This is a genomic window from Salinigranum salinum (assembly GCF_009176545.1).
In the GTDB taxonomy this organism is placed as follows: Archaea; Halobacteriota; Halobacteria; order Halobacteriales; family Haloferacaceae; genus Salinigranum; species Salinigranum salinum.
This window is the reverse complement of sequence record NZ_VTOJ01000002.1, coordinates 1,865,829-1,889,831: the sequence shown is the minus strand read 5'-3', so window position 1 is coordinate 1,889,831 and position 24,003 is coordinate 1,865,829. Positions and strand designations below refer to the sequence as shown.

The 24,003-nt window shown below is 68.0% G+C and carries 23 protein-coding genes and 1 tRNA gene; 14 read left to right on the top strand and 10 right to left on the bottom strand.

Annotated elements, in window-relative coordinates; translation table 11 throughout:
* The first annotated feature begins 43 nt into the window (after positions 1 to 43).
* From FZP69_RS22780 to tuf, 7 genes are all read left to right on the top strand, one after another.
* Positions 44 to 220 (top strand): hypothetical protein, encoded by a 177-nt coding sequence (locus FZP69_RS22780; protein WP_192918675.1) that lies wholly within the window; start codon positions 44 to 46, stop codon positions 218 to 220.
* A gap of 48 nt (positions 221 to 268) precedes the next feature.
* On the top strand, positions 269 to 658 hold the full coding sequence (locus FZP69_RS20515; protein ID WP_152043210.1) for a gamma-glutamylcyclotransferase family protein: 390 nt from the start codon (positions 269 to 271) through the stop codon (positions 656 to 658).
* 379 nt (positions 659 to 1,037) lie between these two features.
* Positions 1,038 to 2,249 (top strand): threonine ammonia-lyase, encoded by a 1,212-nt coding sequence (gene ilvA / locus FZP69_RS20510; protein ID WP_152043209.1) that lies wholly within the window; start codon positions 1,038 to 1,040, stop codon positions 2,247 to 2,249.
* 153 nt (positions 2,250 to 2,402) lie between these two features.
* Positions 2,403 to 2,804 (top strand): Rid family detoxifying hydrolase, encoded by a 402-nt coding sequence (locus FZP69_RS20505; protein ID WP_152043208.1) that lies wholly within the window; start codon positions 2,403 to 2,405, stop codon positions 2,802 to 2,804.
* A gap of 2 nt (positions 2,805 to 2,806) precedes the next feature.
* Entirely contained in the window at positions 2,807 to 3,010 is a 204-nt protein-coding gene (locus FZP69_RS20500) for a hypothetical protein (RefSeq protein ID WP_152043459.1), read from the top strand.
* A gap of 27 nt (positions 3,011 to 3,037) precedes the next feature.
* Positions 3,038 to 3,118: transfer RNA gene (locus tag FZP69_RS20495), tRNA-Ser, on the top strand.
* Between the two features lie 448 nt (positions 3,119 to 3,566).
* The gene (gene tuf / locus FZP69_RS20490) at positions 3,567 to 4,832 is read left to right on the top strand and encodes a translation elongation factor EF-1 subunit alpha (protein WP_152043207.1); all 1,266 of its coding nucleotides are present in this window, start codon (positions 3,567 to 3,569) and stop codon (positions 4,830 to 4,832) included.
* A 57-nt stretch (positions 4,833 to 4,889) separates the two neighbouring features.
* Here the strand turns inward: tuf and FZP69_RS20485 are convergent, their stop codons facing one another.
* On the bottom strand, positions 4,890 to 6,269 hold the full coding sequence (locus FZP69_RS20485; protein ID WP_152043206.1) for a PQQ-dependent sugar dehydrogenase: 1,380 nt from the start codon (positions 6,267 to 6,269) through the stop codon (positions 4,890 to 4,892).
* A gap of 142 nt (positions 6,270 to 6,411) precedes the next feature.
* On the opposite strand from FZP69_RS20485, the gene FZP69_RS20480 reads away from it, so the two are divergent.
* The 6 genes from FZP69_RS20480 (at position 6,412) to FZP69_RS20460 (ending at position 11,921) form a co-directional block, all read left to right on the top strand.
* Entirely contained in the window at positions 6,412 to 6,615 is a 204-nt protein-coding gene (locus tag FZP69_RS20480) for a hypothetical protein (protein ID WP_152043205.1), read from the top strand.
* Positions 6,616 to 6,998: 383 nt separating this feature from the next.
* Positions 6,999 to 7,169, top strand: coding sequence for a hypothetical protein (locus FZP69_RS22775; RefSeq protein WP_192918674.1), 171 nt, complete (start codon positions 6,999 to 7,001; stop codon positions 7,167 to 7,169).
* 80 nt (positions 7,170 to 7,249) lie between these two features.
* Positions 7,250 to 7,639 carry a DUF7383 domain-containing protein gene (locus tag FZP69_RS20475; RefSeq protein ID WP_152043204.1) on the top strand — a complete coding sequence of 130 codons (390 nt, stop codon included), beginning with the start codon at positions 7,250 to 7,252 and terminating at the stop codon, positions 7,637 to 7,639.
* Between the two features lie 217 nt (positions 7,640 to 7,856).
* Positions 7,857 to 9,494, top strand: coding sequence for a thermosome subunit beta (gene thsB, locus FZP69_RS20470; RefSeq protein WP_152043458.1), 1,638 nt, complete (start codon positions 7,857 to 7,859; stop codon positions 9,492 to 9,494).
* 492 nt (positions 9,495 to 9,986) lie between these two features.
* Complete coding sequence (locus tag FZP69_RS20465; protein WP_152043203.1) at positions 9,987 to 10,739, top strand: DUF7504 family protein; 753 nt, start codon at positions 9,987 to 9,989, stop codon at positions 10,737 to 10,739.
* 180 nt (positions 10,740 to 10,919) lie between these two features.
* Positions 10,920 to 11,921 carry an ornithine cyclodeaminase family protein gene (locus tag FZP69_RS20460; protein ID WP_152043202.1) on the top strand — a complete coding sequence of 334 codons (1,002 nt, stop codon included), beginning with the start codon at positions 10,920 to 10,922 and terminating at the stop codon, positions 11,919 to 11,921.
* A gap of 137 nt (positions 11,922 to 12,058) precedes the next feature.
* Here the strand turns inward: FZP69_RS20460 and FZP69_RS22770 are convergent, their stop codons facing one another.
* The 3 genes from FZP69_RS22770 to leuS form a co-directional block, all read right to left on the bottom strand.
* The gene (locus FZP69_RS22770; protein WP_192918673.1) at positions 12,059 to 13,618 is read right to left on the bottom strand and encodes a hypothetical protein; all 1,560 of its coding nucleotides are present in this window, start codon (positions 13,616 to 13,618) and stop codon (positions 12,059 to 12,061) included.
* Positions 13,619 to 13,758: 140 nt separating this feature from the next.
* Complete coding sequence (locus FZP69_RS20450; protein WP_152043201.1) at positions 13,759 to 13,995, bottom strand: DUF7535 family protein; 237 nt, start codon at positions 13,993 to 13,995, stop codon at positions 13,759 to 13,761.
* A 116-nt stretch (positions 13,996 to 14,111) separates the two neighbouring features.
* Positions 14,112 to 17,051 (bottom strand): leucine--tRNA ligase, encoded by a 2,940-nt coding sequence (leuS, locus tag FZP69_RS20445; protein WP_152043200.1) that lies wholly within the window; start codon positions 17,049 to 17,051, stop codon positions 14,112 to 14,114.
* A 209-nt stretch (positions 17,052 to 17,260) separates the two neighbouring features.
* Between leuS and FZP69_RS20440 the strand changes: the two genes are divergently transcribed.
* Complete coding sequence (locus tag FZP69_RS20440; protein ID WP_152043199.1) at positions 17,261 to 17,770, top strand: hypothetical protein; 510 nt, start codon at positions 17,261 to 17,263, stop codon at positions 17,768 to 17,770.
* A gap of 54 nt (positions 17,771 to 17,824) precedes the next feature.
* Here FZP69_RS20440 and FZP69_RS20435 read toward each other — a convergent pair whose 3' ends face one another.
* From FZP69_RS20435 to FZP69_RS20410, 6 genes are all read right to left on the bottom strand, one after another.
* Positions 17,825 to 18,331, bottom strand: a complete 507-nt coding sequence (locus FZP69_RS20435; RefSeq protein WP_192918672.1) for a GNAT family N-acetyltransferase — start codon at positions 18,329 to 18,331, stop codon at positions 17,825 to 17,827.
* Between the two features lie 250 nt (positions 18,332 to 18,581).
* The gene (hsp14, locus tag FZP69_RS20430) at positions 18,582 to 19,073 is read right to left on the bottom strand and encodes an archaeal heat shock protein Hsp14 (protein WP_152043197.1); all 492 of its coding nucleotides are present in this window, start codon (positions 19,071 to 19,073) and stop codon (positions 18,582 to 18,584) included.
* 181 nt (positions 19,074 to 19,254) lie between these two features.
* Positions 19,255 to 20,730: an aryl-sulfate sulfotransferase gene (locus tag FZP69_RS20425; RefSeq protein ID WP_152043196.1), complete on the bottom strand. Its 1,476-nt coding sequence runs from the start codon at positions 20,728 to 20,730 to the stop codon at positions 19,255 to 19,257.
* A gap of 308 nt (positions 20,731 to 21,038) precedes the next feature.
* Positions 21,039 to 21,461 (bottom strand): archaeal heat shock protein Hsp14, encoded by a 423-nt coding sequence (gene hsp14 / locus FZP69_RS20420; RefSeq protein WP_152043195.1) that lies wholly within the window; start codon positions 21,459 to 21,461, stop codon positions 21,039 to 21,041.
* Positions 21,462 to 21,547: 86 nt separating this feature from the next.
* Positions 21,548 to 22,351, bottom strand: a complete 804-nt coding sequence (gene pheA, locus FZP69_RS20415; protein WP_152043194.1) for a prephenate dehydratase — start codon at positions 22,349 to 22,351, stop codon at positions 21,548 to 21,550.
* Positions 22,352 to 22,497: 146 nt separating this feature from the next.
* Positions 22,498 to 23,895, bottom strand: a complete 1,398-nt coding sequence (locus FZP69_RS20410; RefSeq protein ID WP_152043193.1) for an NUDIX domain-containing protein — start codon at positions 23,893 to 23,895, stop codon at positions 22,498 to 22,500.
* Positions 23,896 to 24,003 lie beyond the last annotated feature (108 nt).

The following is a 24,003-nucleotide window of genomic DNA, read 5'->3' as shown; positions in this document are numbered from 1 at the left end:
TATGTCACTGGCTCTATCTCTTCTACGTGGGGTGTGGTATCAGATGACACTCGTCCAACGTCTCAAGGCGGTCCTGGGTCGCGGGACGGAGTCCCGGTCGTACGCGTACCAGTGTCTGATCTGTAACGAGGAGTTCGTGACCGACGAGTCGCACATGGCGAGAGTGTCGTGCCCCGGGTGCGGGGCGAGCGACGTGCGAAGCGTGGCCGGCGAGGCGTAACCCTCGCCGTCGCTGTGGCTTTTTATTCGTTCGTCGCCTCCCGTCAGCATGGACGTCTTCGTCTACGGGACGCTCACTGCGCCCGAGCGGGTCGCCGAAGTGGTCGACTCGTATGCGTTCGTCGGACCCGCACACCTTCACGGCCTCCACATCGTCGAGGGCCGGTATCCGACGCTCGCACCAGGCGGCCGGGCCGCGGGACGGCTGCTCCGGACGGACGAAATCGACCGGCTCGACGCCTACGAGGGTGTCGACGGCGGGCTGTACGTCCGCGTCTCGCTCCCGCGGACCGACGGCGGCGAGGTCGCCGTCTACGTCGGCGACCCCGACCGACTCGAGGCCGCGGTCGACTGGCCCGGCCGTGGCTCCTTCCCCGAGCGACTCCGTGCGTACCTCGCCGACGCCGACGTGTCGGTCGAACCGCTCCCCGACCGGTAGCGTCCGTCGTCGGTTCGCCGACAGACGTCCGTCCGACGTTCGCCGGTGTGTCGGTGCCATCGGACGGTTTCACTTTCACTGTGCTCGGATGAGGTTTATATCAACCGGACCGATAGTCTCCCTTGCACGTCACACGCGTGCATTTCCCCCTTCCTGCCGCGAGCCGACGAGCCGTCCGTGACCGGCTCTGGCGACACCGGTGCCGACGAGTCACGCTCGGCTTCGACGACCGACGGCTCTCGCCCTCCCGACCGGTATCGAATCTCACTGCCCTCAGCCGTCATCGCCTCCCGTCGTCTTTCCTCTCATCACATCGTCCTCCTTCCCCATCGCGTCCCGTCGTCCCAACCGTTATCGCCTCCCGTTGGCAACGTCGCGCATGCTCTCGCTGACAGACGTACTCGACGCCCGTCCACGCGTCGAGGCGGTCGCCCGGCAGACACCCCTCGACTACTCGCACACCTTCTCGCGGATGACCGGCGCGGCGGTCCACCTGAAACTGGAGAACTTGCAGCGAACCGGATCGTTCAAGATCCGTGGCGCGACGAACCGGATCGCGACGCTCTCGGACGCGGAGAGAGAAGCGGGTGTCGTCACCGCCAGCGCGGGTAACCACGCGCAGGGGGTGGCGCTGGCGGCGACCCGCGCCGGCGTCGACGCGACGATCGTCATGCCGGAGTTCGCGCCCATCTCGAAGGTCAAGGCCACCCGTCGGTACGGTGGACGGGTCGTCCTCCACGGCGTCGACTACAGCGAGGCGCAGGCGAAGGCACACGAGATCGAGACCGAGGAGGGGCGCACCTACGTCCACGCGTTCGACGACCCCGCGGTGATGGCTGGCCAGGGCACGCTCGGGCTGGAGATCCTCGACCAGTGTCCCGACGTCGAGACAGTCGTCGTCGGGATCGGTGGCGGCGGTCTCATCTCCGGTATGGCCACCGCGGTCAAAGCACGGTCGCCCGACACGCGGGTCGTCGGGGTCCAGGCGGCGGGCGCGTCGAGCCTCGCTTCCTCGCTTGAGAAGGGCGAGATCGTCGAACTCGATTCGGTCGACACCATCGCCGACGGGATCGCCACGCGCCGCGTCGGCGACCGGACCTTCGAGGTCATCCGCGAGCGGGTCGACGAGGTCGTGACCGTCACGGACGAGGAGATCGCGATGGCCGTCACGCACCTGCTCGAGCGGTCGAAGACGCTCGTCGAGGGCGCGGGGGCGGTTCCGCTGGCTGCCGTGCTCTCGGAGGCGTTCGACTACGACGACGAGGAGGTGATCGTCCCCGCGCTCTGTGGCGGCAACATCGACCTCAACGTCCTCACGACGGTGTTGATGCGCGGCCTCGTCGAGACTGGCCGCTACCTGCGTATCAGGACGATCCTGAAGGACCGGCCCGGCGCGCTGTTGCACCTCACCGAGATCCTCGTCGACCACCACACGAACATCCACGCCATCCACCACGACCGCACCTCGAAGGACGTGGCGATGAACGCCGCCGAGGTGGAACTCGACCTGGAGACGCGCGGCGAGGAGCACGTCGCCGACCTGCTCGCCGCCCTCCGCGAACACGGCTACGCGGTCGAAGTGCTGGTGTGAGGTCGCCGGCGTGGGTCGTCCCGGTCTCCGGCGGCGATCGCGCCGAGTTGCACTGCCAGTGGCCGACGATCAGTGGCCGCCGACCGACGACTGGCGCAGAGCGGCAGTCGTCCCGAGTGCTGATTTTTTATCCTCACCCGCCGAGCCTCCCGTATGCGACGCATCATCTCGACGGACGAGGCACCCGCCGCGGTCGGCGCGTACAGCCAGGGGACGACGACCGGCGACCTCGTCTTCACCGCGGGGCAGATCGCGCTCACGCCCGAGGGCGACTTTCTGAGCGAGTCCTCGGCCGCCGTCCAGACCGAGCAGGCGCTGGAGAACCTGCTGGCGGTGCTCGACGCGGCGGGTGCCGGCGTCGACGATGTCCTCAAGATCACGGTGTTCCTCGCCGACATCGACGACTTCGACGAGATGAACGAGACGTACGCGACGTACTTCAGACACGACCCGCCCGCGCGGAGCGCCGTCGAGGTGGGGGCGCTCCCGAAGGGTGCCGCGGTGGAGATCGAGGCGGTCGCCGTCGTTCCCGACGCGGGGGCGGACGACGAGTGACGCTGACCCCCCGGACGAAGGCGAGCCTCCTTTGGGGTGTCGTCGGTGCGCTCGCCTTCCTCGTACTCGTCCAGGGGTACGACCTCGTCGTCGGACTGGACGTCGGCTTCGCGAGTCGGTTCGCCGTCGCCGCTCTCGTGGGAGTCGTCGCTGCAGGCCTCACACACCGGCTCAGACCCCGTTTCGAGCCGAAAGGAAGGACTTAAACCTCGCACCGGGATACGTTGGAACGAGCCAGGATGGCCGAGTGGTAAGGCGCACGCCTGGAAAGCGTGTTCCCTCTGGGATCCAGGGTTCAAATCCCTGTCCTGGCGCTTCTGTGAACCTCAGCTCTCGAGCGAGGCGTCTCGTCGCCGAGTGGACGCGATGGTGGTCTGGGAGCGATCTCGACGGGATTTGAACCCTACCGGTCGCAGCGTCCGAGCGGAGCGAGGACGACCGTCCGGTTCCGGTTCAAATCCCTGTCCTGGCGTGATTTTCGAGCGAGCGACGTGACGAGTACCGCGAAGCGTGTGCTCGTCACCTGCGAGTGTGTAGGAACCCCCACAGGGATTTGAACCACGCGAGATGAACGGCGTGAGTCTCGCCATCGGGTTCGAATCCCTGTCCTGGCGTGACTCTCGGAACGACGTGTTCGATTGCATCTGCGTGGCTTCGCACGAACGATCTGTCAACTCGCGTGCCACAGAACCGTTTTGCCCGTCGCCAGCGTATCTCTCGGTCTCCGGACGGCAACCACGCCGTCCGGGGGGATTCAGACTCATGGCAGACAAACCACATCAGAACCTGGCCATCATCGGCCACGTCGACCACGGAAAGAGCACGCTGGTCGGCCGCCTCCTGTTCGAGACCGGCTCCGTCCCGGAGCACGTCATCGAGCAGTACCGAGAGGAGGCCGAGGAGAAGGGCAAGGGCGGCTTCGAGTTCGCCTACGTGATGGACAACCTCGCCGAGGAGCGCGAGCGCGGCGTCACCATCGACATCGCCCACCAGCGGTTCGACACGGACAAGTACTACTTCACCATCGTGGACACGCCCGGTCACCGCGACTTCGTGAAGAACATGATCACGGGTGCCTCGCAGGCCGATCACGCCGTGCTCGTCGTCGCGGCAGACGACGGCGTCGCACCCCAGACCCGCGAGCACGTCTTCCTCTCGAAGACGCTCGGCATCGAGACGCTCATCGTCGCGGTCAACAAGATGGACGTCGTCGACTACAGCGAGACCACCTACGACGAGGTCAAAGAGGAGGTCCAGAAGCTCCTCAAACAGGTGCGGTTCGACAGCGACGACGCCCGTTTCATCCCCATCTCGGCGTTCGAGGGCGACAACGTCGCCGAACACTCAGACGAGACCCCGTGGTACGACGGGCCCACCATCCTGGAGGCGCTGAACAACCTCCCCGAGATGTCGCCGCCGACGGACGCGCCGCTGCGCGTTCCGATTCAGGACGTCTACACCATCTCCGGCATCGGGACCGTCCCCGTGGGACGCGTCGAGACCGGGGTACTGAAGCCCGGAATGAACGTCTCGTTCCAGCCGTCGGACGTTGGCGGCGAGGTGAAGACGGTCGAGATGCACCACGAGGAAGTCGCCGAAGCGGGACCGGGCGACAACGTCGGGTTCAACGTCCGCGGGGTCGGCAAGGACGACATCCGTCGTGGCGACGTCTGCGGCCCGGCCGACGACCCGCCGACGGTCGCCGAGACGTTCAAAGCGCAGATCGTCGTGATGCAGCACCCCTCGGTCATCACCGTGGGTTACACGCCCGTCCTGCACGCGCACACCGCGCAGGTCGCCTGCACGTTCGAGGCGATCGACCAGAAACTCGACCCCAAGACGGGCGAGGTCGCCGAGGAGAACCCCGACTTCATCAAGGCGGGCGACGCTGCGGTCGTCACGCTGCGCCCGCAGAAACCGCTCTCGATCGAACCCTCCTCGGAGATCCCCGAACTCGGGTCGTTCGCGGTGCGCGACATGGGGCAGACCATCGCCGCCGGCAAGGTCCTCTCGGTCACCGAACGCTGAGTCGGCGACGCCAGCGGGTTTCGCGCCCCTGTCGGTGGATTCGGTGTCCTCCGTCGGTCACTCCGCGGGGACGAGACGGTGGAGTGCTCCGCCCTCGGAGCCCGTGCCGACGACGTACAGCTCGCCGTCGGCGTCGCGGCCGAACGACCGCAACTGCCGGAGCTTCTCCGCGCTCCCGTCGGCGAGGTCGATCGTCGTCGTCGGCCACAGTCCGTCGCCGTCGGGACGGGTCGCGGCGAACAGCCGACCCTGGAGCCGGTAGTCGCCGAAGACGTAGACGCCCCTGGCGTCGGGGAACGCCGATCCGCGGTAGACTGCACCGCCGATGACGGAGATCCCGCTGACCGGCGCTCCGCCGTGGGGATACTCGACGATGGGGTCGACGAGGCGTTCGTCGCCCTCGGACACCGTGGTCGGACAGTCGCTGGCCCGGAAGCAGTGGGTGCCCTCCCGCACGTTCCAGCCGTAGTTGCCACCTTTCTCGACGAGGCTCACCTCCTCGTAGGCGCTCTGGCCGACGTCACCGACGAAGAGATCTGTCCCGTCGAACGACATCCGCCAGGGGTTGCGGAACCCCCACGCGTACTGCTCGTCGAGCCCCTCGCGGCCGACGAGTGGATTGTCGTCGGGGACGGCGTAGGGGTCGTCGCCCGTCTCGTCGACGTCGAGGCGGAGGATCGATCCGAGGAGGTTCTCGGTCGTGTCCTGCCCATTGCCGCCGTCGACTGCGTCGTACCAGTCGTCGACGTGGCCCGGTCCCTGGTCGCCGCCACCTCCCCCGTCGCCGACCGCGACGTAGAGGTAGCCGTCGGGGCCGAACGCGAGGTCGCCGGCGTTGTGGTTGCTCTGGGGCTGGGGGATCTCCAGGAGCGTCCGCTCGGAGTCGGGGTCGACGCGGCTGCCGTCGTCGGTGGCGCGGAACTCGCTGAGGACGAACGTGTGGCTGTACTCGTCGGGAGTCTCCGATCGCGGAGGTGCGCTGTAGCGGACGAACAGCCGTCGGTTCTCGGCGAACTCCGGGTGGAGTTCGATCCCCAGCAACCCCCGCTCGCCGCCGGTGACGACGGCGTCTCCGAGGTCGAGCGCGGGACGGTCACGGAGGCCGTCAGCGTCGTGGACGAGTATTCGTCCGGCCTGGTCGGCGATATACCGTCTGTCGGTGTCGGGTGCGAACACCACGTCCAGGGGTGCGCCCAGCCCCCTGGCGAGTGTGTCGAACGCGACGGCTCCCGGTGGAGTTCCAGATCCTGCCCGGGACGTCTCGGTGGTGGGTGTCGACGTGGCCGTCGTGGTCGCCGCGCCCGTCGCGGAAGACGCGGTCCCGTCCGTGCTCTCTTGGGCGGGCGGTTCCACCGACTGCGAACAGCCGGCGAGTCCGGCGGCCGCCCCGGCGGCGAGGGTCTGGAGGAACCGTCGCCGACTGGGGACGAAGTCCATGGTTGTACAGACGACGCGACACGTAAAACGTGCACGCTCGGATCCGGGAGCGACGCGGCATCGTCGTCGGACGGGTCGGTCACGGTCGCGCGACGCGCACGACGCCATGGCTTATGTATCCGCTCTCCCTGTCTGTGGACGCATGTCCACGAAGTACGACGACTGGAGCCACGACGACCTGGTCGACCGGATCGAGGAACTGGAGGAGACGCGCGCCGCCCTGCTCGCCGCGCTCGACATCGTGACCGACCCCGACCGCGACACCGACGCTGTCCGACAGCAGCTCGCCGACGAGTTCGACCGCGTGGGCGAGAGTGACGGTGTCGAGGCGACCCGCGGCTGGTGACGGCGAGCGGAGCGACAGGGCGTCGTCGCCGTCGGTGAACCGTGCCACGAGCTGTCACTGCTGCCGGCGAGCGGTGCCGGGCGGACTCGTGGTCGTCGGTCCGTTTGCGGTCTCCCGTTCTTACACCTCGTGACCGGTCGGGTCGTCGGTCCGTTTGCGGTCTCCCGTTCTTACACCTCGCGACCGGTCGGGTCGCCGGGGCTAAGCCGCCCCCCGTCGGTCGGCCGACGGCGTCGACGGTCGAGAGCTGTACGAACGTGGTCGGGAGCCGTACGAACGTGCCGTCCTCCGGCCGATTCGTGGACCGATCGGTGCCGTCTCCCGGTCGTTTCTCCGGTTTGACGAAACGTTCATACCAGTTGGGGACGTTGGTGTGCCTGACAATGCCTGACACGAAGAGTGGCCGCGAGAAGAAAGGCCTGAACAAGCTGAACCAGCTACACGAGCGCCTGAACGAGAGGGAGCTCCGGACACTCGACCGCGACGACGAACCGCCGCGGTGGGAGGACGTCGACGGTGACTTCATCGCTGACGACCTCCCGGACGACGACTGAGACTCACGTTTCTCCCGCGGCACTGGCCGCTTCCGGCCGATGTCGCCGTGTTTATGAACTGCCCACGAGTAGCTGACGGCGTGTCACACCGCGCGAACTACGCGACGCTGTACATGGGGGTCCAGCTGGCCCCCGAGGGACGGGCGCTCGACCTCGACTGGGCGACCAACGTCGGCGACCTGACGGAGGCGTACGAGTTCGAGGTGCCCACCGACGACGCCGAGGACGCGTACGTGGGCCTGCAGGCGTTCGACGTCGGTGACTACGGACACGAGATCGTGGTGAACGACGAGGCGCTGACGGGCTTCGACATCCCGCCGAACGACGGGTGGCAGTACTGGATGGACACGCTGACCGGCGTCGAACTCCACGCGGGGACCAACACCGTTCGCATTCGCCGTGACGCCGACTCGCGCGACGCCTTCGCCGTCGGGACCGTCGCGATCCACTGGAAGGAGCCGACCGACTAATATATAAACGCCGGGGAATGGCCGGCGTCGAATCGCTCCTTCGCGTGAGAATATCTCGCACGAACCTCACCGAAAAGCGAGTGCAGTCATCGTGTTCGTCACCTGTACGGGGTCGGGAGTCCGGCGAGCGTCTCCGGTACGACCCCGAAGCTTTTATATAGAATCACAAACAATCCGCTGGTGTACTATGAGCCAGCGTATGCAGCAGGGACAGCCGATGATCATTCTCGGTGAGGACTCCCAGCGCGTCAAGGACCGCGACGCGCAGGCGTACAACATTCGCGCGGCGCGTGCGGTCGCCGACGCGGTACGATCCACACTCGGCCCGAAAGGGATGGACAAGATGCTCGTCGACTCGATGGGCGACGTCACCATCACGAACGACGGCGTCACCATCCTCAAGGAGATGGACATCGACAACCCGACGGCCGAGATGATCGTCGAGGTCGCCGAGACGCAGGAGGACGAGGCCGGTGACGGCACCACGACCGCCGTGGCCATCGCGGGCGAGCTTCTGAAGAACGCCGAGGACCTCCTCGAGCAGGACATCCACCCGACGGCGATCATCAAGGGCTTCCACCTCGCTTCGGCGAAGGCCCGCGAGGAGATCGACGCGGTCGCCGAGCGCGTCGACCCCGACGACGAGGACCTCCTGAAGAAGGTCGCCGAGACGTCCATGACCGGCAAGGGTGCCGAGCTCAACAAGGAGCTCCTCGCGGAGCTCATCGTCGGCGCCGTCCAGCAGGTCACGGTCGAAGCCGACGACGGGTCGTACATCGTCGACCTCGAGAACGTCAACATCGAGACGCAGACGGGTCGCTCCGCGAGCGAGTCCGAGATGCTGGCTGGCGCCGTCATCGACAAGGACCCCGTCCACGAGGACATGCCCGTCGAGTTCGACGACGCGGCCATCATGCTGATCAACGAGGCGATCGAGATCGAGGAGGCCGACGTCGACACGCAGGTCAACATCGACTCACCGGACCAGCTCCAGAAGTTCCTCGACCGCGAGGAGTCCCAGCTGAAGGAGAAGGTCGAGCAGATCGAGGCGACGGGCGCCGACGTCGTCTTCTGCCAGAAGGGCATCGACGATCTCGCCCAGCACTACCTCGCGAAGAAGGGTATCCTCGCCCTGCGCCGCGTGAAGAAGAGCGACATCAAGTTCCTCAAGAACGTCGTCGGCGGCTCCGTCGTCTCCGACCTCGACTCCGCCACGACCGAGGACCTCGGCCACGGCTCCGTCCGCCGCGACGAGGAGGACGAGCTGTTCTACGTCGAGGGCGACGACGCCCACGGCGTGACGCTCCTCCTCCGCGGGTCGACCGACCACGTCGTCGACGAACTCGAGCGCGGCATCGAAGACGCGCTCGACGTCGTCACCTCGACGGTGACCGACGGCCGAGTCGTCGCCGGTGGCGGCGCGATCGAGGTGGAGATCGCCTCCCGGCTCCGCGACTACGCCGACTCCGTCGAGGGTCGCGAACAGCTCGCCGTCGAGGCCTTCGCCGATGCGCTCGAACTCGTCCCGCGCGTGCTCGCGGAGAACGCCGGTCTCGACGCCATCGACACGCTCGTTGACCTCCGCGCCGCTCACGAGGACGGACAGGTCCGCGCTGGCCTGAACGTCTTCAGCGGCGACGTCGTCGACACGTTCGAGGCGGGTGTCGTCGAACCGGCCCACTCGAAGGAGCAGGCGCTCTCCTCCGCGACCGAGGCGGCGAACCTCGTCCTCAAGATCGACGACATCATCGCTGCCGGCGACCTCTCCACCGACAAGGGTGACGACGACGAGGGTGCCCCCGGCGGCGGCATGGGTGGCATGGGCGGTATGGGCGGTATGGGCGGCGCGATGTAAGCGAGGCGGGAAAACGCGAGCAGCGCGAGCGGCGCACCGCCTCGATACCGAGCGGGGAGCGCACGCGACCCGCGAGGTGAAATCGGTCGAAGACCGATTTCCATAGGCCGTCAGACTCAGTCTGATACGGCCGATGTCCGCGGGGTTCGTTCCCGGACCCCTCCGTCCAGCCGGTACCGCCCGAGACACGAACGCTGTCGAAGCACGATCGTCCGCGGTCGACGTCCGTCGTCGCCCGACGGTCGGACGACGCGATGGTTCGCGTCCCCGACGCTCACGTTCTATTACTGTCGCCAGTGACCTTTATCACGCTCACGCTGGATTATCGAATATGCGATCAGCTCCGGCGACTGTGGTCGACTGGGAGGTGTTCGATACGACCTCCTGCCGGATCGTCGTACGCATCCGCCGATCCCATCTCCCGTCTCGATCGGCAGTAGTCGACGCTGTGCCCGCCCTGGCCGGCGGTGACGAGCGCCGAAGGGTTCGCCGATGACCGGACCGCCAATGGACGGAGCGTACGTCCTCGACGGTGCCCTGGGTGACTCCCTCGACGCCATCTCGTCGGGGACGAACCTCCTCGTCGTCGGCGACGAAGCCGGCGCGTCGGATCTCTCCTACCGGATACTCGCGCGGGCGCAGCGGTATCGGGAGTGCGTCGTGCTCGTCACGACCACGGAGACGACCGCGTCGGTCGTCGACGCGTATCGCTCGCACCTCGCCGACCCCGACGACCTCGACCACCTCCACGTGGTCGACGCGTCACACTCCGGACTCGAACGGGACACCGGTCCACTCTCTCCGGCTCGTGTCGAGGCGGCGAAGTCACCGGGTGACGTGACCGGCATCGGCGTCGGGATCACGAACCACCTCCGGTCGATCAAGTCGGACCGCGTCCGCCTCGGGATGGTCTCGCTGTCGCCCGTCGTCGAGCGCCTCGGTCCCGAGCGTGCGTTCGCGTTCTTCCACGTGCTGACGAGCCGCGTCCGAAACGCCGACCAGCTGGGACTGTTCGTGGTCGACGAGGCCCGGCACGACGGGGAACAGGTCCGCGTCCTCCAGTCGCTCGTCGACGGGACTCTCGTCTTTCGGACGACCGACGACGACCGGCGACTGGTGCGCGGTACGGGCGTCGTCGAGGGCGTCACGCTCGACGCCACGGACGCCGCAGACGCACGGAACCCGGTCGAGACCGCGAACGAGGGGAACGGTGAAGCCGACGAGACCGATCCCGACGCCGAATGACCGGATCGCGTCTCTTCCCCCCGCCCACCGCCGGCTCTCGTCCCCGCGGGGCGTGTCGACAGAGTCGAATTCAGTTTGGAACGAGACTCGAAATCCGTATTCAGTTCTGCCACTTCGATAGAGGTAGTAGCTATCTCTCGTTTTAGCATGAACTAAGTGTCCGTCGCGTGAACGAGACGTATGCACACGCTACTCCTCGACAGCGACGACGTCGACGAGAACACTTCCTACCCCGAACTCATCGCCGCCGTCGAAGACGCCTTCGCCGCGTACGAACGCGGCGACGCCCAGATGCCGCCGAAGTCGTACATCGATCTCCCGCAGTACAACGGGGACTTCCGGTCGATGCCCGCCTACCTGCGCGTCGAGGAGTCGGCGCTCGACGAGACGGGGTGGGACGGGGCGGGCATCAAGTGGGTGAACGTCCACACCGACAACAACGCCGAGTACGACCTCCCGACGGTGCTCGGGACGATGATCTACTCGGACCCGCGCAACGCCTACCCGCTGGCGATCATGGACGGGCGTGCGCTCACCATGAAGCGGACCGGGGCGGCCGCGGCGGTCGCCACAGACCACCTCGCGGTCGACGACGCCTCCTCGCTCGGCATCGTCGGGGCGGGGGTGCAGGCGTACACCCAGCTGGAGGCCATCGCGACCGTCCGCGACATCGACACCGTGGTGATCTCGGACCTCGACGACGAGCGCGTCGGGCGGTTCGTCGAGACGTTCGCGGACCGTTTCGACGTCCGCGGCGGCTCCGTCGACGAGGCAGCCCGGTGTGACGTGCTCTCGACGGTCACGCCCGTCGAGTCGCCGATCGTTTCCGCCGTGGGCGACCACACTCACGTCAACGCGATGGGCGCCGACGCCGCCGGCAAACACGAACTCGCCGACCAGCTCCTCCTCGACGCCAAACTGGTGATCGACGACTACGAGCAGTGCACCCACTCCGGCGAGATCAACGTCCCCTACGGCGCGGGAACCCTCACCGACGACGACATCGACGCCGAGATCGGCGAGATCGTCGTCGGCGCGAAGGAGGGCCGCACCGACGACGACGCGGTGACCGTCTTCGACTCCACGGGACTGGCAATCCAGGACGTCGCCGCGGCACACGTCGTGTACGAACACGCGACGGAGAACGACAACGGCACTCCGTTCGACTTCTACGGTCTCTGATCGGTCTGTCCCGAACTCCCCGATTCGCACCGCGTCCACTCCGGTCCGCGGCGGCGTGCGGGGACGACTCTGCACGATTCGAAGTGGAGCCCCCGACCGCAAGCACTGACCGAAGTGAGTCAGTAGAGCGGGATCGTTTACCCGATGCCGCCTGCCGTCCGCTGGCAGGTCCCACAGTCGCCGAGGTGACCGGCCTGGGCGTCCGCGTGGATCCCCGCCCCCTCGTCGCTCCCGGTCGCGTCCGAGACGGCGACCGGATCGGTACTCGCGGGCGCCTCGGCCGTTCCGGTGGCCGGTCGAAGCTCGAGCGTCGCGAGCAACGCGAGCAGCTCTTCGGTCGAGAACAGCCGCGTCCGCTCGTCGAGCAGCCCGAGGGTGTCGACGTCGAAGTCGAGTGCCGCCGTCGACGTCCCCGTGACCTGCGAGATGACCTGCTGGGCGAACGGGACGCCCGGCGACGATCCGGGGAGCGTCCGGAGGTATCTCGACTCGACGACGGCGGCGAAGTCCGCCACCGGCTCTGCCGCGTTGGGTGCGGCGTTGGCGACCCCCTGCCTGTGCGGTGCGGCCCGGAGCCCCATCTCGGGAAACGCACGACTGCCGGAGTTCAGCGCGAGCAGGAGCAACGTGTTGGCTCGCCGGATCGCCCGCGTTCCGAGCCGTGCCAGGGTCGGGTTCACGAGGAGGTGCTCGGCCCACACGAGCGTCTCGAGGTAGGTAGCGATGACCTCCTCGTGGAGGCCGACGGTGAGGTCCTGGTGGAACCCTTCGTGGGCGAGCAGCGGCGCGAGCGCGGCGATCGGTTCGCCGTCGAGCCGTGGGCTGACGAGAATCACCGGATCGCCGTCGTCGATCCGTACTTCCATCAGCCCGCCCGACGGCGGAGGTTGTCGCCGTACCGTGTAGGGTCGGCCGAACCGGTTCTCGCCGTCGACGAGGACTGCGTCGATGCCGCGGGCGATCGTTCCGGCGTTCGCGAGCACGCCCGCCAGTGTGTATGGATCGAACTCCCCGTCGTGGTCGACGAACAGCCGTCTCACGTCCGGATCGTCGAAGCGAGCGAGACTCGCGTCGCGGTCTTCGACGGTGAGCCGTCCCCGATCGACGAAGCGGTCGAGGTGTGCCGCCAGCCGCGTCCGGACGGTCGCGGTGTCGGCCACGGGGTACTGTCGGGGGAGCGTCCCGCCACGGTATACCCGCGGGTCGAAGAGGTCGACGTCCGTGGGTTCGTACGCCTTGAACCACTGTGTCGCCCGTTCGGGCCGTTCGAGCGAACCGTCGAGTGCGTGGATGAACGAGCCCGTCTCCTGCCCGTCGACCGAGAGGCCCTGCCCGTCGACCGAGAGGCCCCGCTCGCCGAACGAGAGCACGGCCCCCTGACTCACCGGCCCGTCGACGACGAGCCGAAGCGTCTTGCCGACGACCGAGGCGTCGATCACCTCGACCCCACGCATCGTCGTCTCGTCGACCGTCGGGTCGACGACCGGCACGGAGACGTGGATCCGTTCGGGGTCGACGTGGTCGATCGTGTCCACGGTCCGAACGGTCAGCAGCGACCGTGGCTGGGGTCTCCCCCCCTCGACGACCTGCTGGACAGTCGCTCCCGGTCGGGCGAAGGCCCCAGTCGACACGGCCCCGCCGACGACCGCCGCTCCCGCGAGTGCACCCGCTCCCCGAATGAACTCACGTCGTCGCATAGAACGGATACGCGTCCCGACTCGATAAGCGGTGACACGTGACTGTCAGTGTCCTGGTTTCGTCCGTGATAACGCAGTCACGACCCCGTCGTCCCGTCGCTTCGCGGACGTCCGCCGGTCGACGACTCCCCTTATTGCCCTTATTCGCCTCCTCGCTGCCGTGCGACGGCGCTCACGGCCTTCTCCAGCACCCAGACGACGACGAGGATGGGCAGCAGTGGGACGAGGAGCACCAGCAGGCCGAGGAACATCGCCCAGCCGATGGAGTCCATCGCCGCGTCGCCGTGCGACTCGTACCGAGGGGAGACGCTCCGGTACGCCCGCGTCAGGACGCCTGGCTCGTCGCTACTCGTCTCCAGCTCCGTGTCGGAACTCATGCCTCCACCGAAGCGCTCCGGGCTCATAACCGTTGGTCGTCCGTCCCTCACTCTGGATGCCGTCCGTCCCTCACTCTGGATGCCGTCCGTCCCTCACCGGGTGCGTCGCCCGTCCCTCACTCGATGTGGATCGCGGGGCGGAACGGCACCGCACCGGACGCACGGTCGGCCGGATCGACGATGTCGTCGTCGGACTCACCGTAGAGCTCGACGGTCGCGTCGAACTCCGCTTCGAGGAACTGGACCGCGGCCTCGTACACCGCGTGTTCGTCGAGGTCGACCATCGCCGCGAGGGTCTCGTCGTCGACCCCACGGACCTGCTCCGTGAGTTCCTGTACCAGCTGGTTCACGTCGTCGCCGCGCTCGCGGAGGGACGGCTCCTGCATCACCTGTCCCATCACCGCACCGACGTCGGTGCCGACGTCGGCGACCGTCTCGAAGACCTCGCGTTTCCAGTCTGCGGCGACGTACACCCGGATGATCGAGGGGTCGGTGCCGGTCACGTCGACGATGTCGTTGACGTCGTCGGTGAGCCGCTCGATCTGCCGCTCCTCGACCTCGACGGCCTCGCGTTCGAGCGTCTCGTCGACCACCGGCCACGGGGCGTTCTCGGCGGGCGTCCCCGTCAGCCGCTCGTGGAGTTCGTTCGCGAGGAACGGCACGAACGGGGCCAGCAGCCGGAGTCGGGTCTCGAGGACGTGTCGGAGCGTCCACCGCGCGCCCGGTCGGTCGAGATCGGCGCGTCGGCGGTACCATCGCAGTTGTTCCTCGAAGTTGTAGAACGCCGCCTGCGACGCCGAGCGCGTCTCGGCGCTCTCCATCGCCCCGGTCACGTCCCCGACGGTGGTCTGGAGCTTCGAGAGCAGCCAGTGGTCGACGCTCGCGAGGCCGTCGGGGAGCGTCCGGGGGCCCTGGCCGTCGTCGGCGACGGTCGGCGCTCGTTCGGGCGCGGCGTCGACGATCTCGGTGGCGCGGTTCCAGAACCGTTCGAGCTGGTTACGGACGCTCTCGACCTGGTCGGCACGCCAGTCGTAGTCCTGCCACGGCTCCGCCGAGTTCAGGAGGAAGAAGCGGACCGTGTCGGCGCCGTAGTCGTCGATGGCCGCCCCGGGGAGGACGACGTGCCCCTTCGACGACGACATCTTCTCGCCCTCGAGCAGACCCATCCCCATGATGACGATCCCCTGCGGCCACTTCGCCTCCTCGAACAGCGCCGCGTGGTGGAACAGGTAGAACGTGAGGTGGTTCGAGATGAGGTCGTTCGCCGAGAAGCGGTAGTCGACGGGGTACCAGTATTCGAACTCCTCGCGCAACTCGAGCGCGCGCTCGTCGGGGTCGTCGACGGCGTCCGCCCCGTAAAACAGCGTGTCGAAGAACGCCCGGTCGAGCTCTTCGGGCGGGAGCTCCCCGATGCGGTGGGCCAGCGTGTAGTACGCCATGTAGATCGTCGAGTCCGACAGCGGCTCGATAACGAAGTCGCGATCCCACGGCAGTCGCGTCCCGAGCCCGTAGTTGCGGATGCAGGGCCACTCGTTCAGCCAGTCGATCGTGTGCGTGTACTCCCCGCGCGTGTTCTCGGGGATGCACTCCATGTTCTCGACGGCCTCCTTCGTCCGCTGCTTCCACGCCTCGTCGTTGTACCGCAGGAACCACGTCTCCTGCTCGGCGACGACGACGTCGCCGCCACACCGGCAGACGACGTCCTCGGTGAACTCCTGCATCGACCCGAACACGCCCGCGTCGCGGTAGTGGTCGCGGAAACTCCCTCGAACGTCCTCGACGACCGCGCCGGCGAACTCGCCGTACGCGTCGAGGAGCCGCCCGGCGTGGAACTCGCGGTTGTACAGCTCCTTCGTCGCCTCTTCGAGCGCGGGGTCGTCGGACGACGTGATGCCGCGCTCCTCGACGGCGTCCTTCGCCGGGATCGTGCCGTATCCCTCGATCTCGAGGATCGGGACGGGCTCGATCGTCTCGACCTCCCCCGGGTCGATGCCGTACCGTTCCAGCCGCGCGTGGTCGGCTTTCGCCTCCTGCAGAGCGACGTAGTCGTCTGGCGAGTGCGCGGGGACGGACATCACGACGCCCGTGGCGTTGTCGGGATCGACGAACCCGGCGGGCAGCACGAGCACCGACTCGTCCGTGACGGGGTTCCGAACCCGCTCGCCGACGAGGCGCTCGCCCGTGAACTCCTCCTCGACCGTCACCTCGTGGTCCTGCAGGCGGAGCTTCTCGACGGCCTGGGTCGAGACGAGCCACGTCTCGCCGTCGACCGTGGCTCGAACGTAGTCGGCGTCGGGGTCGATGTAGGCGTTCGTCACCCCACGCACCGTCTCGGGACGCAGGGTCGCCATCGGGACGACCACCTCGCCGTCCTTGTCGCCGCCGCTGGTGTCCGAATCCGACTCTCCCTTCGCGTCCCAGCCGAACCGGACGAGCGTGTACTCCTGGAACTCCGCCTCCTCGCCCTCGAGGATGTCGTGGGTTGTGACGGGCTGGTGTTCGTTCGTGCAGTACTTCACGGGGTGCAGCCCCTTCTCGAGGAGCCCCTGCTCCCGCAGGGTCTCGTACTGCCAGGTGATGAACTGCGAGTAGTGGTCGTCGTTCGTCGTGAACTCCCGGCGCCAGTCGACCGAGAGGCCGAGCTGTTTCATCCCCCGCTTGTAGTGGTTCTCGATGAAGTACCGGGCGTAGCCCATCGGCGTCTCCAGGTCCTGCAGCGTCTCTTCGGGCACGTTGTACGTGTCCCGGAGCACCGAGAGCTGCTTCTCCTCGCCCTTCTTCAGCCGTTCGACCGCACCGATGATCGGTGTGCCCGTGACGTGCCACGCGATGGGGAACAGCACCGTGTCGCCCTGCTGTCGTCGGTAGCGTGCGTAGACGTCGGGGACGGTGTACGTCCGGGCGTGACCGATGTGCATCCCGCCGCTCGGGTAGGGGTACGGGACCGTCAGGAAGGTCACGTCGTCCGCGTCGTCGCCGGGGTCGGGCTCGTACCGCCCGGTCTCGGCCCAGCGCTCCCGCCAGCGCTCCTCGAGTTCCTGCGGGTCGTAAGTCATACACACGTGTCCGTCGTGGCGGCCTAAAACAACTGCTATACCGTCCGTCGCTCGCGTTCGCCGGTCGCGCGGTTCGAGCCCCGGTCGACCGACCGGCGCCCTGGGCCGATCACCGAGCACACGGGTCATCCGACGCACCGTGACGGGCTCCGAGACGGACCACGCCGTGGGCGGAACATTCAGGCCCCCCGCGGCCGAGCTGGTTGCCGATGGGTGAGCACGCCTCGCAGATCCAGTCGGCGCTCAGAGATCGGCTCGCCGCGTCCCGCCCCGCCGTCGACTGGGACACCGAGTACGACCTCGGCGGTACCCGGGTCGACGTCGCTGGCGACTCCAGCGAGGCGCTGGTCCTCGTCGAACTGGAGTGGCGCCGTGCCGACCCGGTCTCGAACACGGCGACGCTCTTCCGACACCTCGCCGAGGGCGTGCTCTCGCGTTCGACCACACGTCCCGTGGTGGTCGTTCAGCTGTTCACGGCCCACTACGACCTCGCCGGCGGCGGCGTCTCCAGCCGGCGTGCGGACGCCGAGTTCGTCGGTCGTCGCATCGCGGCGTCGTTCCCACACGTCTCGTACCACGGCGTCTCACTCGACCTCTCCCCACCGCGGGCGGACGGAACGCTCCCCGCCGGCTGGCGGGACGCGGTCGACGGCGCGGCCGAGCGTGTCCTCGTCGCGGTCGACGCCGCGACCGAACCTGTCGACGGATCGGTCGACTGAGTGGGCCCGTCGTCGTCGTCTCGATCGAGGCTGCCGTCGTACCCGTTCCGCTCGCTACTGCTCGCGCTCGAACAGCCGGTACGGCACGTCCGTTCGCCACCCCGTGTGGACGTCGATCCGGTCGGTCGGCGAGAATCCCGCCTCGCGGTACAGGTGGATCGCCGCCTCGAGTTCGTCGACGGTCCAGAGGAAGACGCGGTCGAACTCCTTGGCGTCACAGAACCCCATCGCCGTCGTCAGCAACGCCCGCCCGAGCCCCTTCCCGTGGAGCGCGGGGTCGAGGATGAAGTACCGGAGCTGTGCCCCCTCGTCCCGTACCCGTCGGCTGTCGATGACGATACCGCCTCTCACGACCCCCGCCCCGTCGACGACGGTCCAGAGGCCGTCGTGCGCCGAGTCGTACCGCGCCACGAACTCGGCGACCCCCTCGGCGATCTCGGCCTCGAAGCGGGGTCCGAGTTCCCAGCGCCGCCCGTAGTACGTCGCGTGTAACTCGGTCAGTCGTCCGACGACCCCGGGTCGGTACCCTTCACGAACCTCGGCGTCGTCCCGATCCGTCACCGGCGACTCTCGATCCATCACTGATGAGACGCTCTGGACACGTGGTGCACTAGCTCTGCGGGCGCGTAAGCTCGATCCACGGCAGGGAGCGAGACGGGTGAGAAGGGACGGGACGAGTCGGAACGAAACGCGGACGGAAATCGGAACGAATCGGACCAATTCGAGGCCAACCAAACCGGAACCGAACCTCGAACCAAACCGTGAACGGTGCACGACACGAGACGAGTGGCCAGGGTCGGCCACGGACAGTTCACTCGACGTCGATGTGGTGGCTGTCGTCGTCCTCGTCGGTCCACTCGCGGGGGAGCGTCACGGTGAGGACACCGTTGGCGTAGGACGCGCTCGCGTCCTCCTCGCGGACCTCGCCCGGGAGCGGGATGGTCCGGCGGACGGAGTGGTGGCGTCGCTCGCGGCGGACGTAGTTGCCGGACTCGTGCTCCGAGTCGACGTCGCGGTCGGCGCGGACGGTGAGCGCGTCGCCGGCGATCGAGAGGTCGATGTCCTCCTTCTCGAAGCCGGGGAGGTCGGCCGTGACGACGATCTCGCCGTCGTACTCGGCGACGTCGACCTGCATCCCGCCCTGGCCCATCGTGGCCGGGAGCGCGCTGCCGGATTCCAGCGCGGGGCGTGTCTCGGCGAACCGGCCGAACTGGCGGTTCATCTCCTCGAACTGGCGGTTCATCTGCTCGAACATGGATCGGAAGTCGAACGGGTCGTCACCGAAGTTGGAACGTCGCATCATTGCGACCGATACGACGCCGTCTGAAATAATAAAGATTGCAGGACACGTGGTGGTAATTCGCACAGTAGAGCGACTCTATCCGGAGAATACGGCGTATTAGCGACAGGCGTAGGCGTCACGGCAGGCCGTGGTTGGCGAGCCCCAGTCGACTCCTCCGATGTGGGTCGTCGCCACCCACGCGCTACCCCCACCTGGCGCGGACGCGTGGGGCGAGTCGTGCCCACAGTTCCACGACGACCAGCGGGACGCCGACGAGCAGCGTGGCGAGGACGAGGACGGCGTCGACGGCGGTCGCCCACGTCGGGAGCGCAAAGAGGAGGCCGTGGAGGACGAGCGGGGGGACGAGCGAGACGACCGTGTACGCGACCGTCGAGGGACCGGGAGCGAACCCCTCGGCGGCCGGTGCGGTACCCGTCGACGCGGACGCCGACGATCCGGTGTCGGCCGCCGAATCGGTCGCTCGGCTCGCGTCGCCGCCCACTACCCCGTCGCGCATCGAGGTGTTGCCGTCGTCGATACTCACCTGCGGCCACCGCGAACGTGGCTCGAGGACGGCCGCGCTGGTCCCGCCCGCGCTCTCGTCGCCGGTCCCGAGCAGTTCGACGTCGTAACTCCCGGTCGGGAACGGCTGTGCCCACGCGATGGTCCCGTCCGGGTCGACGCTCAGGAGGCGCTGGCCGTGCGAGTCGGCGACGAGCGTCCGGCCCGAGGGGAGGCGGTCGGCGTCGCGCGGCCACTGCATCGTCGTATCCTGCCAGTGCCACGTCCGCTCCCACGAGCCGTTCTCGCGCTGGTACTCGACGAGCCGGTTGTTCTCGCTGTCCGCGATCACGACCGCCGGGCCGCCGCGCTCGGCGGGGATGTAGTCGGGGTTGTGCGCCTCGAAGAGGACCTCGTGGTCGTCGTCGGCTCCGAGGGTCCACTCCGGCTGGATCCCCTCACCCGGTTCGATGAAGACGACCTGGTCCTGATTGCGCAGGTTGACCATCACGCGCCCGTCCGAGAGATACTCAACGTCGTTGAGGTGCGTCCAGTCCGACGGGTAGTCGCCGCCGCTCGTCGGCTCGTACGCCTCGGAGACGCGCCACTCCCAGATCTCCTCGCCCGTCGTCGTGTTCACCATGTACACCCGGTCGGGGTAGCTGATGTCGCCGACGAGGTACACCGACTCGTTCACCCGGTCGACGTCGTGCGTCTGCGACGAGCCGTTCCGCGCGTCGACCCACCCGTGAACGCGCGTCACCTCGCCGGTCGTCAGGTTCAGCCGTTCGATCACGTTCCGGAGACACTTCTCGCCGGCGCACTCGCTGGGATCGGCCCCGTCCGACGCGACGTAGGTGACGGTGTACTTTCCTCGGGGACTGGGGTCGACGTCGTGGTAGATCCACAGCGAGTCGTTCCGGTAGACGACGTCGCCGTCGTCGTCGTAGGCGACGATCTGGCCGGGGCCGACGCCGTCGATCGTCGCGACCACCGCGGGTGGCTCCGACGAGCCGCCAGCGACACCGATCCCCTCGTCGACCGACGCCGAGGTACCCGCGACGGGCTCGTAGCTCAGGTAGGAGTGGCCGGCCGAGAGCACGGTGAGCGTCAGCACGACCAGCGCGACGACCTGGAGCGCACGGCGGAGCCGCGGGCGCGTTACGTCGACTGACATGGCTGGGGATGTGCGCGGGCGCGTTGCTCACGAGTGGCCGTGGCGACGGCCCCTCGGGCGACGTCAGCCGTTCGGCTCGTCGGGCACGTGGTCGGTCGATTTGCACGCCGATCGGCTCGGCGCCGTGTGCGTGTTCCGTCGACGGGCACGCCGCTCGCTCGTGTAGGGGAGATCACTGCGGATACCGACGGCTGGCATCGGACTGGAATATATCTTGTGTTCGAACCGTCGTCCGCGAACGGGCTCCGGGCGGCGTGCCCGTCGACGTCGGTGGTTCGACCGTCTCTTCGGTTCGATCGTCGATCGACTCAGCTGATGTCGATGGTGTGTGAGTCGTCGTCGGTCTCCACCGTCTCACGGGGGAGTGTCACCGTGAGCACGCCGTTGTGGTACGTGGCGCTCGCGTCGTCCTCCTCGACCGCGTCGGGGAGTCGGACGGTCCGCGACACCGCCCGGTGGGTCCGCTCGCGGCGGACGTACCGGGTGTCGGACGCTTCGGTTTCCTCCTCGTGATCGGCCTCGATGGTGAGGTCTCGTCCCGACACCGAGATCGTCACGTCCTCCTTCTCGAAGCCGGGAAGGTCGGCCGTGACGACGATCTCGGCGTCGGTCTCGGCGACGTCGACGGAAATATCGTGGAGCTGTGGAGTCATTCCTGCGTCGCCGAGGCTCCGGTTCATGCGCTCGAAGAACCGCTCGATGTCCTCGAACGGATTGGGTCTGTCAGGCATCTCACCTGTCGGTACGTCGGCGACGGATTTGAGCGTTACCCGGACGTCGGGACGGAGTGGCGGGTACTGGGGCGCGCTCGCCGTCGCTACACCACGTGCCGCGAGTCGTAGGAGCCGAGCACTCGAACCCACCCGTTGTCGGCGATCTCCTCGACGGCCGCGATCGCCTCCTTCGTGCGTCCCTCGTAGAGGCCGGCCTCGAAGTCGATGTGGAACAGGTAGTCGCCCAGGCGGTTCCCCGACGGGCGCGACTCGATGCGCGAGAGGTTGATGTCGCGCTCGGCGAACACCTCGAGTAGTTCGAGGAGGAGCCCCGGATAGTTTGCGTTCGGGTAGACGACGATCGAACTCTTGCCGCCCGCCTCCGACCGCTCGGACTGCGGCGTGACGACGAGAAAGCGCGTCGCGTTCGACGAGCGGTCCTGGATGTCCTCGGCCAGGATTTCGAGACTTCCCCCCGCGTTGTCGGGGTGGCCGATGCCCGCCACCGTCGGGTCCTGCCGGGCACGCTCGACGCCGCGTGCGGTGGAGGCGACCGCCTCGAGCGCGACGTCGGGGTACTCCGACTCGAGGAACGAACGACACTGTGCGAGCGCCTGCGAGTGGCTGGCGACGACCTCGAACTCCGGTCCCTGCGCGAGCAGTGCGTGGCGGATCGGCGTGACGATCTCCTGGGTCACCGCGACCTCGTACTCCGCCAGCGCGTCGAGACTCTCGGTGACCGATCCCTCGATGCTGTTCTCGATGGGGACGACGCCGCGTTCGTACGTCCCGTCGGCGACGCTCTCGACGATCGACGTGACCGACTCGCGGAACTCGACGTCGTCGGCGACCGCACGGGCCGCCCGGTGGGAGTACGTCCCCGCGGGACCAAGGGTGACTGCTCTCATACGCGCTCCCTTCTCGGGTCGGTGGCAAAAGACCGTCGGGTGAGGGGTCGTCGCTCTCGCCTCGCTGGTCCCCGTCGGTCTCCGTCGCCCCCGACGTTCGTCAGTTCTCGTCGGTCTCTGCCGTCCCCGACACTCGTCAGCTCCGCTCAGTCCCGCCACCTCGCGAGCGCTCGAAACTCCGTTGCGACGCGCTCGACGGCCGCATCGTCGAGGACGCCCCGTTCCGTGACGACGCCGGTGACGAACACGGCCGGCGTGTGGTCGAACGTCGGGTTCTCGACGGCGAGATCGGCGTCGCCGTCGTACACCGCTTCGGGGGGTCCAGTCTCCCCCTCGACGGTCGTCGTCGTCGCCACCTTGTCCACGGCCGCGACCACGTCGACGGGGACGTCCTCGTTTGCGGCCGCGATGGCGACACTCCGGGTACCCGTCTTGTTGAGCACGCTCCCGTCCGGGAAGACGGTGTCAGCGCCGACGACCACCCGGTCGATCCGGTCGCCGATCCCGCCGGCGAGGGCGTGCGCTGTCGCCGCATCGGTGAGGAGCGTCACGTCGACTCCCTCGGCCGCGAGGCGCTCGGCGACCCCGACGCCCTCGCGGGCCGGCCGCGACTCGGCGACGACGACGTGGGCAGGCCCGTCTTCGTTCCTCTCCTCGTCTCCGTCCTCGTCGGTCCCGCCGTGCCCCGACAGCGCCCGCTCGACCGTCCCCGAGCGCGAGAGCGTCAGCACCGTCTCGTCCGCCACCCTCTCGGCGGCGGTCTCGGCCGCGCGCCGGTCGGCGGCGAGCGCCCGCTCGATCCCCTCGTGTGCGGCACGTTCGACCGCGGTGGCGGTGCGTTCTTCGGCGGCCTCGGCCATCGCCCGGTTCACCCGGTTCGCCAGTGCGGTCATGCTCGGACGGGCGTCGAGGAGTGCCTCGGCCGTCTCGACGACTGCCGCCCAGCCGTCTCGCCCGTCGGTTTCGACCGTCGCCCGGTGCCCCGCTTCGTCCCGCAGCACGTCGAGCGCCCGGAGCGAGAGCCACGCGGAGCCGTGTTCGGTGTCCCCCTCGATCGTCTCGACCCGGGGCCGCACCCGGTCGTACGCGGTCCACAGTTCGGGGACCGTCTCGCGACGCAGGATCTCAGTCGGTGGCACCCACGCCGTCTCCGCGATCTCCTCGTTCGGTCGTAGCGCCCGCTCCGTGCAGTCGAACAGGGACGGGTGGACGACCCACCGCACGCCCAGGTCGTCGTCGGTGAACGCGACCGGGTCGCCCCGACGGACGAACGTCACGGCGTCGGCGAGGCCGACCTCCTCGTCGATCTCCCACCGTGCGGCGGCGTCGGGATCGCCCTCGGCGTAGCCCGAGACCGCCCCCCACTGTCCCTGGTAGGTCCCCACCTCGTCGCTCCGACGGATCAGAAGGACGTCGCCCGCGTTCCGCAGGAAGGCCGTCACGACGTGGCGCTCGTCCGGTCCGCCGTTCCCGTCGTCGCCGTCGTGGTCCGCGTCAGTGTCCGCCTCTGTTTCGTCCCTGGCCGTCTCCCCGTCCGTCGTCATGTCCGACGTCAGAACGCCGACGAGCATAACTCTCGGCTCGTGGTCGCCCGCGCGATCGTGGGTGTGGGTGTCGACACGCTCGAACGTCGGTGTGATCGACTTCTCCCT

What these genes read in the sequence shown, in the direction of transcription:
- FZP69_RS22780 (WP_192918675.1), top strand. Translation starts at nt 44, where the DNA reads ATGACACTCGTCCAACGTCTCAAGGCGGTCCTGGGTCGCGGGACGGAG.
- FZP69_RS20515 (WP_152043210.1), top strand. Translation starts at nt 269, where the DNA reads ATGGACGTCTTCGTCTACGGGACGCTCACTGCGCCCGAGCGGGTCGCC.
- ilvA (WP_152043209.1), top strand. Translation starts at nt 1,038, where the DNA reads ATGCTCTCGCTGACAGACGTACTCGACGCCCGTCCACGCGTCGAGGCG.
- FZP69_RS20505 (WP_152043208.1), top strand. Translation starts at nt 2,403, where the DNA reads ATGCGACGCATCATCTCGACGGACGAGGCACCCGCCGCGGTCGGCGCG.
- tuf (WP_152043207.1), top strand. Translation starts at nt 3,567, where the DNA reads ATGGCAGACAAACCACATCAGAACCTGGCCATCATCGGCCACGTCGAC.
- FZP69_RS20485 (WP_152043206.1), bottom strand. Translation starts at nt 6,269, where the DNA reads ATGGACTTCGTCCCCAGTCGGCGACGGTTCCTCCAGACCCTCGCCGCC.
- FZP69_RS20480 (WP_152043205.1), top strand. Translation starts at nt 6,412, where the DNA reads ATGTCCACGAAGTACGACGACTGGAGCCACGACGACCTGGTCGACCGG.
- FZP69_RS22775 (WP_192918674.1), top strand. Translation starts at nt 6,999, where the DNA reads ATGCCTGACACGAAGAGTGGCCGCGAGAAGAAAGGCCTGAACAAGCTG.
- thsB (WP_152043458.1), top strand. Translation starts at nt 7,857, where the DNA reads ATGATCATTCTCGGTGAGGACTCCCAGCGCGTCAAGGACCGCGACGCG.
- FZP69_RS20465 (WP_152043203.1), top strand. Translation starts at nt 9,987, where the DNA reads ATGACCGGACCGCCAATGGACGGAGCGTACGTCCTCGACGGTGCCCTG.
- FZP69_RS20460 (WP_152043202.1), top strand. Translation starts at nt 10,920, where the DNA reads ATGCACACGCTACTCCTCGACAGCGACGACGTCGACGAGAACACTTCC.
- FZP69_RS22770 (WP_192918673.1), bottom strand. Translation starts at nt 13,618, where the DNA reads ATGCGACGACGTGAGTTCATTCGGGGAGCGGGTGCACTCGCGGGAGCG.
- FZP69_RS20450 (WP_152043201.1), bottom strand. Translation starts at nt 13,995, where the DNA reads ATGAGTTCCGACACGGAGCTGGAGACGAGTAGCGACGAGCCAGGCGTC.
- leuS (WP_152043200.1), bottom strand. Translation starts at nt 17,051, where the DNA reads ATGACTTACGACCCGCAGGAACTCGAGGAGCGCTGGCGGGAGCGCTGG.
- FZP69_RS20440 (WP_152043199.1), top strand. Translation starts at nt 17,261, where the DNA reads ATGGGTGAGCACGCCTCGCAGATCCAGTCGGCGCTCAGAGATCGGCTC.
- hsp14 (WP_152043197.1), bottom strand. Translation starts at nt 19,073, where the DNA reads ATGATGCGACGTTCCAACTTCGGTGACGACCCGTTCGACTTCCGATCC.
- FZP69_RS20425 (WP_152043196.1), bottom strand. Translation starts at nt 20,730, where the DNA reads ATGTCAGTCGACGTAACGCGCCCGCGGCTCCGCCGTGCGCTCCAGGTC.
- hsp14 (WP_152043195.1), bottom strand. Translation starts at nt 21,461, where the DNA reads ATGCCTGACAGACCCAATCCGTTCGAGGACATCGAGCGGTTCTTCGAG.
- pheA (WP_152043194.1), bottom strand. Translation starts at nt 22,351, where the DNA reads ATGAGAGCAGTCACCCTTGGTCCCGCGGGGACGTACTCCCACCGGGCG.
- FZP69_RS20410 (WP_152043193.1), bottom strand. Translation starts at nt 23,895, where the DNA reads ATGACGACGGACGGGGAGACGGCCAGGGACGAAACAGAGGCGGACACT.